This window comes from Mesorhizobium sp. M5C.F.Ca.ET.164.01.1.1, from assembly GCF_004792125.1.
In the GTDB taxonomy this organism is placed as follows: domain Bacteria; phylum Pseudomonadota; class Alphaproteobacteria; order Rhizobiales; family Rhizobiaceae; genus Mesorhizobium; species Mesorhizobium wenxiniae.
Window position 1 is genome coordinate 1 of the sequence record NZ_SRTG01000589.1, and the last position, 286, is coordinate 286.

Sequence of the window (286 nt, forward strand, 5' to 3'; positions counted from 1 at the left end):
GCCGCCGCGCAGCGCGGCCAGCAGCTTCTCCTTGAGACCGCCGATCGGCAGCACCCTGCCGCGCAGCGTGATTTCGCCGGTCATCGCCACATCGGCCTTGCTCGGAATACCGGTCAGCACCGAGATGATGGCGGTCGCCATTGCCACGCCGGCCGACGGGCCGTCCTTCGGGGTTGCCCCCTCCGGCACGTGGACGTGGATGTCACGCTTGTCGAACAGCGGCGGCTCGATGCCGAAATCGAGAGCGCGCGAGCGGACATAGGAGGCCGCCGCCGAGATCGATTCC

1 protein-coding gene is annotated in these 286 nt (G+C 68.9%); it reads right to left on the reverse strand.

Annotated elements, in window-relative coordinates; all coding sequences use genetic code 11:
- A partial coding sequence (locus EN807_RS34885; protein WP_348640286.1) for a S16 family serine protease occupies positions 1 to 286 on the reverse strand: 286 nt, incomplete at both ends.